The 6400-nt window shown below is 56.2% G+C and carries 6 protein-coding genes; 2 read left to right on the top strand and 4 right to left on the bottom strand.

Annotated elements, in window-relative coordinates; genetic code table 11:
- From ACIREA_RS04145 to mntR, 4 genes are all read right to left on the bottom strand, one after another.
- Nucleotides 1-1133 (bottom strand): efflux RND transporter periplasmic adaptor subunit (locus tag ACIREA_RS04145; protein WP_397380843.1); only part of this gene is annotated, 1133 nt, incomplete at its 3' end.
- A gap of 12 nt (nucleotides 1134-1145) precedes the next feature.
- Nucleotides 1146-2492, bottom strand: coding sequence for a TolC family protein (locus tag ACIREA_RS04140; protein WP_397380841.1), 1347 nt, complete (start codon nucleotides 2490-2492; stop codon nucleotides 1146-1148).
- Between the two features lie 412 nt (nucleotides 2493-2904).
- Nucleotides 2905-3393 (bottom strand): hypothetical protein, encoded by a 489-nt coding sequence (locus tag ACIREA_RS04135; RefSeq protein ID WP_397380839.1) that lies wholly within the window; start codon nucleotides 3391-3393, stop codon nucleotides 2905-2907.
- 636 nt (nucleotides 3394-4029) lie between these two features.
- Nucleotides 4030-4479 carry a transcriptional regulator MntR gene (gene mntR, locus ACIREA_RS04130; RefSeq protein ID WP_397380837.1) on the bottom strand — a complete coding sequence of 150 codons (450 nt, stop codon included), beginning with the start codon at nucleotides 4477-4479 and terminating at the stop codon, nucleotides 4030-4032.
- A gap of 145 nt (nucleotides 4480-4624) precedes the next feature.
- On the opposite strand from mntR, the gene ACIREA_RS04125 reads away from it, so the two are divergent.
- Nucleotides 4625-5407: a transporter gene (locus ACIREA_RS04125; protein ID WP_397380835.1), complete on the top strand. Its 783-nt coding sequence runs from the start codon at nucleotides 4625-4627 to the stop codon at nucleotides 5405-5407.
- Nucleotides 5408-5501: 94 nt separating this feature from the next.
- Nucleotides 5502-6398 (top strand): metal ABC transporter substrate-binding protein, encoded by an 897-nt coding sequence (locus tag ACIREA_RS04120; RefSeq protein ID WP_397380833.1) that lies wholly within the window; start codon nucleotides 5502-5504, stop codon nucleotides 6396-6398.
- Nucleotides 6399-6400 lie beyond the last annotated feature (2 nt).

Here is a 6400-nt window from a genome sequence, read left to right as displayed (position 1 = left end):
TTGGCATCAAGCAGGCTCTCCAACACGAGCGCCCCTTCTGAGACCACCGCTTCGTTGGCATTGAGTCCTTTGCTGACGAAGACATGCCCGGCATCCTCCGCAGCGGTGGTGATCTGACGCATTTCAAAGGTCGTCTCGGAGGCGAGCACAAACACGCAGGCCTTCCCCTCCCGCAAGAACACGGCCTTGATCGGCACCTGCGGCATCTTGGGGACATGCGTGATGACATTCACATCCACATACATTTGCGCCTTGAGCAGTTTCTCCGGATTGGACACCATGCCTTTGGCCACCACGGTGCGTGTGTCTGGATTCAGTGACTGCCCGATCACTGTGAGCACTCCCGGGAAAACCCGATTGCCATATGCCCGGGAACGAATCTCCAGCTTTTGCCCCACCTGCAGGTTGGACAAATCCTGCTCGCTGACATCCAGATGCACCCACAGGGATTCAGGATCTGAGATGATGAACAAAGGCGCAGCCACCACGGCCATGCCCGCCAGCATCTGATCAGATCTCACTTCCTGCCCTGGCTGCACATTACGATCCACAATGACTCCGTCCATGGGCGCTTTGAGTACAAACGCACCATTCACATCTCCGCCACGCCCGCCCCAGACGGCCAGACGCTCCACGGCACGGTCGCGCTCTGATTGAGCGTCATCAAAAGCGTTCTGTGCCGTATCCAGTTCTTTCTGCGGCAGCACTCCCTGCTTCAGCAAATCCCGGGTGCGCTCCAGCACTCTCTTGGCCAATGCCAGATCAGCCTCAGACTTCACCGCGTCTGCCTGGGCCTGGCCAAAATCCGGCGATGTGATGCGGGCCAGTTCATCCCCCACTTTCACCTTCTGCCCACGCGCCCCTTTGATGCTGGCCACACGTCCGGCCAGAGGAGAGAAGACATTCGTGGTGACGTCCTCGTTCCACACCAGCTTGCCAGTCAGGTGCAGGATCACGGTGTCATTCTCCTTCGCCGGCTGAACTCCGATCACCTTCAGCTGGGGATCACCCGCCGTGAAAATCAGATGGTTCTTTTCCACTTTGACTGGAAACGGATCTATCTCAACGACGGGAGCCGGTTTGCAGGCCGCCAGCAGCAGCGCCAGAAGCCATGAGTATTTGATGATTTGCATGATTGAGTGGGTTTAGAAGTGGATGATCCAGATGCCGGCGGCGCGATGCAGCTCAATGACCGCCCGCGCATGGTCGCTTTGTGCGTCGTAAAAACTCTGCCAGACCTCGTTGGCCTTGCGCTGGGCATCCAGCAGCTCCAGCAACGAAGAGCCGCCGCGCTTGTAGCTGACCACCCGCTTTTCCAAAGCGGCATCGACATCCTTTAAAACGCCGCCTTGATAAAGATGCACACGCTCGCGGGCAGAGCCATAGAGGGAAAGCGCCCGGCGCACATCCACTCCTGCCTGCACTTCCGCTGCATCAAGATCCAGCTGCGACTGACTTGCCTGAGCTTGTGCAGCGGCGATGCCGGCCTTGTTTTGATTCCAGATCGGGAGTGGCAATGAGAACTGCAGACCCATCATGTTGTAATTCGGCTGAGGGGAGGTCGTATTGCCCGAGTAGGTGCTGTTGGTCCAGCCCACACCCACAGTCAGGTCAGGAACTCGATTGGCTTTTTCCAGTTTGATGTTTTCGCCCGTCGCATCACGCCGGTCGCGCATCGCCACAAGGTCAGGGCGGTTGCGGATGGCACTGGAAAGCAGCTTGAACAGGTCCGTGCTTTGCGGGGTGACATTCAGTGTCCCTACTGGCTGCCAGTGGGTGCTCGCAAACTGCGGCCCGAGAAAAGCATTGAGGCCAAGCTCAGCATTTGTGGCCTGGGCCTGCGCATTGAGGAGTTCGGCCTCATACTGGCGGACTTCGACACGCGTCTGCAAGAGATCCACATCGCTGATGTCCCCCGCCTTCTGCCGTTCCTGCTGGGCCTGCAGCAGGTCCCGCAGCAGGGAGGCGGTGCGCTGAAACTGAGAAGCCACCTGTCCCATGGCAATGGCATCTGCATAGGCAGCCGAGGCATCCAGTCGTAGATTCTGCAGGAAACTCTGCAGCGAGGAGGACACCGCAGCATAATTTTTCCGGGCCACCAGCTGTCGTTCGCGGCGCTTGCCGCCGAGTTCGATGGTTTGAGATATGTACCCATTGTAAAAGCCCGGCAGTTTCTGACCGCCGCTATTCGACACATCCCGCATGTTGCCGATTTGCAGAACCGGGTTTTGGAAAACCTTCGAAGCCATGATCTGAGCCTCGGCGATCGACACATTGTAGCGCTGTGACGCATAGCCGAGGTTTGAGGCCGCCACTTTGACAAGGTAATCCTCCAGCTTGATCGGCGTGCGCCGGGAAGTGGATTTGGTCAGTTCGGCCAGGCGTTCAGCAGAAGGTCCCTCGGAGCTTTCCGGCATAGAGGGAGATTCCGCAGCTGCAACCAGTTGTTCCGAGAACAACATCAGCAGAAAAAGGTAAAGGCAGGTTTTCATGAAACGTGGCGTCATCAATGACATTTGGGTAAGAGAAAAAACTCGGTTGCTGCGACACAATGACCGTTAGGGTTCTGCTACCATGGCCCGTTCTCCACTGAAGATCAGTGCATGACAGCCTGTTCATGTTGAACTGTGACTGCCAAAAAAGGGCCTTGTAAGGATGACGGATCCTGTTTTGTTAGTTGAAGGAATTTGGCGAGGCTGAAATGATCCTTGGCCGAAAGCTGCAGATTCATTTTCTGAAACCTCATCATCAAAAAAAACGGTGTGACACCTTCCGCTTAGAAGGCGCTGTAAAAATGCCACTCGTCCGACGACGGCAGTTTTGACAAGGTACTGTGTCCTTTAAAAGATGGGGATCGGCCAAGCTCTTCCGGCGCAATACCGGCAAAGTATTGGATCAGCAGGGTTATTTGAGTTGCTGCTTCCGCAATGCCTCATTGCTCCAGATCTCAGCAAGAACGGCGTCTCCATTCACCACCTGCACATGAAAGCCATGGTAGCGATGTCCAGCCTCCTCGACAGTGATGGACGACCTGCCTTTGCGTTCGGAATGCATGGGTGTGTAAACAAAAGCCACCTTGGGAGTGGTCATGTCCGCATACCTGCCATTGGCATCCACGCTGATTTGGATATCACCGGATTTCTCCACCACGATGCTGTCCGCACCGCGCCGGAGATTGGCGGCAAAAAGAGTCCATTTCAGCGTCACTCCTTCCAGCTTGACGCCGGAGGGGTTGGTGACACGCACATTGAGCCAGAAAGCGCGGGTAACTTCGGCTTGTTTCTTGTCGGCGGTTTTGTTTTCGCTGGCGGCTTTAACGTTGAGCATGACCGAACCGGCAGACGCAACGCCGGTAAGAAGCAGGCTGAAAAAAATGGAAAGAATAGTGTTCATTATCAATGAAATTGGAAGACATGATCTCGTGAAAGAAAGTAACTGAGGCATGGACTTACAGAGACCGAATCGGTCCAGCCGTGATGTAAGAATAGAAGCTGGGGCAAAGCACCCGCTCACCAGCCGTGTATAGCAAACCCCGTGCCTGTTTATGGCATTCCCGCTGCGTGTTTGAGCATTCCTTGGACATGCTCAGCAGCACTTTCGCGCATCATCAACAGCACTCGCGGCACAACCACCGGTGCAGACGGACACCTGAGCAGACTTTTAAGATTGCAGCTTCTTCGAGCGACAAAACGAAGTCAGACTTCAGACTTTGAGTCACCAAATTCAGTCCTGCCAAAATGAATGGACTGCATTCAGTGAATGTTGGCTCGCGCACTGCGCTGTGCTTCAATTCACCATCATCGTCATCCAATACACAGGAGAGGTGAGATGGCTCCTTCACCACTGGTGCATCATGCATTGAACACAACTCCAAGCCCAGCGTAAGCAGGACTAAGATGGAGGGTATGTACAAGAACCAGCGCATCATGGAATCGAATCCATGACTAAACGCAGGGTTGTCATGGTGGCTATCACAAGCTTTTAATTCTTTCTTTATTGGCTGCAAGGCAATCCTTTAAGCGGCGCCGGTCAGGTCAGTCCCGCCAGCTTGCGCCTCAGTTTGCGCATCAAGACCGCATTGCCTTCCAGTTCCTCCATCAGCAGGGTCAGCACGTCCAGCGTCTGACGACTGATGTGGTGCTCCATGCCTTCCACGTCCTCGTGAACGGTTTGCGGATCGAGTCCAAAACCCGCCAGCAGGCGCGTCAAAACCTCGTGTCGCCGCGCGATCTCAGCGCCCACCTTGCGGCCTTCGTCGGTCAAAACCACCCCGCGGTACCGCTCATAGACCACAAAACCCTCAGCATCGAGCTTCTGGATCATGTTGGTCACGCTGGCCTGTGAGATCCCCAGATTCTTGGCGATGTCCACCACGCGGGCATACCCCTTCCCTTCGATCAGATTGTGAATCTGCTCCAGATAATCTTCGATGGCGGGTGAGTGAACATGCGCAGTGGGTTCTTGGCGCTTGGCAGGCATTGCCAAATTTTAGCCGGGGCGTCGGCGGAGGCAAAGCGAATCGTTTCGCCTGAAAATGTTAGCCCAGGCTAAAACTAACACTTGCGCTTTTCTCAGCCTGATGTTTTTAGCCCAGACTAACTTTCTAATGCGCGCATATATCATCTTGTTCACATGTCTGGTGGCCCATGCCGCCTCTCTCCACGCCGCTGAACAGCAGCCGGTGCGCCCGCTGAGCACCGACCGTCCAGACCAGACCGAATCCGCGCATACCGTTCCGAAAGGCTGGTTTCAGGTCGAAAGCAACCTGGTCTCATTCAGCCGCAGTTACGGCATGGGCGAGCAGGCCCAGGACACCTCCTTGTGCGATTTCATTTTCAAATACGGCATCACGCATGACACCGACCTGCAGATCGGCTGGGCTCCGCGCCTGCTGCATCGGGAAAAGGATGCCGACGGCTTCCTGACGGACAAAAGCAGCGGCAGAGGCGACATTTACCTGCGCATGAAGACCGGTCTGGTGGGCAATGATGAGGGACCTTACGCCTTGGCCATCCTGCCCTGGGTGAAGGCGCCCACCGCCACCACAGGATTCGGCAACAACGCCTGGGAGTACGGCTTCACCATTAATCAGGAGCTCGACATCCGCGGCGGCTGGGAACTCGGCTCCAGCATCTTCCTCGCCATGGCGGTGACTGATGAGCGCCAGCGCTATTTTGAGCCCGCCTTCACTCTCGCGATTGGACGTGACCTGACCGAGAAGCTGGCCTTTTACGTTGAGACCTACCAGGGCTGGCTCTATGACGGCGGGCGCTACTTGCAATCCTCTTTCGACGGGGGCCTCACCTACCTTGTCACCCCAGACCTGAAGTTTGATGTTGGAATGAACTGGTTCTTCAATGGCAATCAAACGCTGAATCCCTTTGTGGGCGTCTCTTTCCGCTTCTAATTTTATCCCCATACCTATGGAAAACACCCCCGAAACAGGCTGGCGCTCACGCATAGGAGGCTCGTTGCCTGAAGTCTTCCGCTCCGTCGCTGCCATGAAAAAGCCAGCCCTGCTGCTCCTCCTCGGCACTCTCGCTGCATGTGGCCCCTCCCCTGAAAAGACCAGGTCTGGGCCGAAACGAATCCTGACGACCTTCACGATCATCCAGGACATGGCGCAGAATGTCGCCGGAACGGCGGCCATCGTGGAGTCCATCACGAAACCGGGCGCGGAGATTCATGACTATGAACCGACGCCGCTTGATCTCGTCAAAGCGCAGAACGCTGATCTCGTGCTTTGGAACGGACTGGGCCTGGAGCGCTGGTTTGAAAAATTCCTCCAGCAGGTGAGGGATGTTCCCAGCGTGGTGCTTACAGAGGGCATCGAGCCGATGGGAATTGCGGAGGGACCCTACACCGGCAAGCCCAACCCGCATTCTTGGATGTCTCCAGCCAACGCCGTCATCTACGTCGAAAACATCCGCAAAGCGCTGGTGAAGCTCGATCCGGCCAACGAATCGACCTACACGAAGAACGCCGCGGCCTACACCGCCGAACTCCGCGCCGTGGATGAGCCTGTGCGCAAAGCCCTGGAGGCAATCCCGGAGGAACAGCGCTGGCTGGTGAGTTGTGAAGGAGCCTTTTCCTATCTGACGCGCAACTACGGCATGAAGGAACTTTTTTTGTGGCCCATCAATGCGGACCAGGAAGGCACGCCGCAGCAGGTGCGGAAGGTCATCGACACCGTGCGGGCAAGCAAAATCCCGGTGGTTTTCTCGGAAAGCACCATCAGTGACAAGGCCATGCTGCAGGTGGCAAAGGAAACCGGTGCACGTTACGGTGGTGTGCTGTATGTGGACTCGCTCACCAGCGACGACGGCCCCGCGCCGACGTTTTTGAAGCTTCTTCAATACAACGCCAACATCATCGTGAAGGCGTTCGCCCACCCCTGACA

It is taken from the genome of Prosthecobacter sp., from assembly GCF_044373815.1.
GTDB lineage: Bacteria > Verrucomicrobiota > Verrucomicrobiia > Verrucomicrobiales > Verrucomicrobiaceae > Prosthecobacter.
Note: the sequence above shows the minus strand (reverse complement) of the source record. Positions and strands in the feature narration are given on the sequence as shown.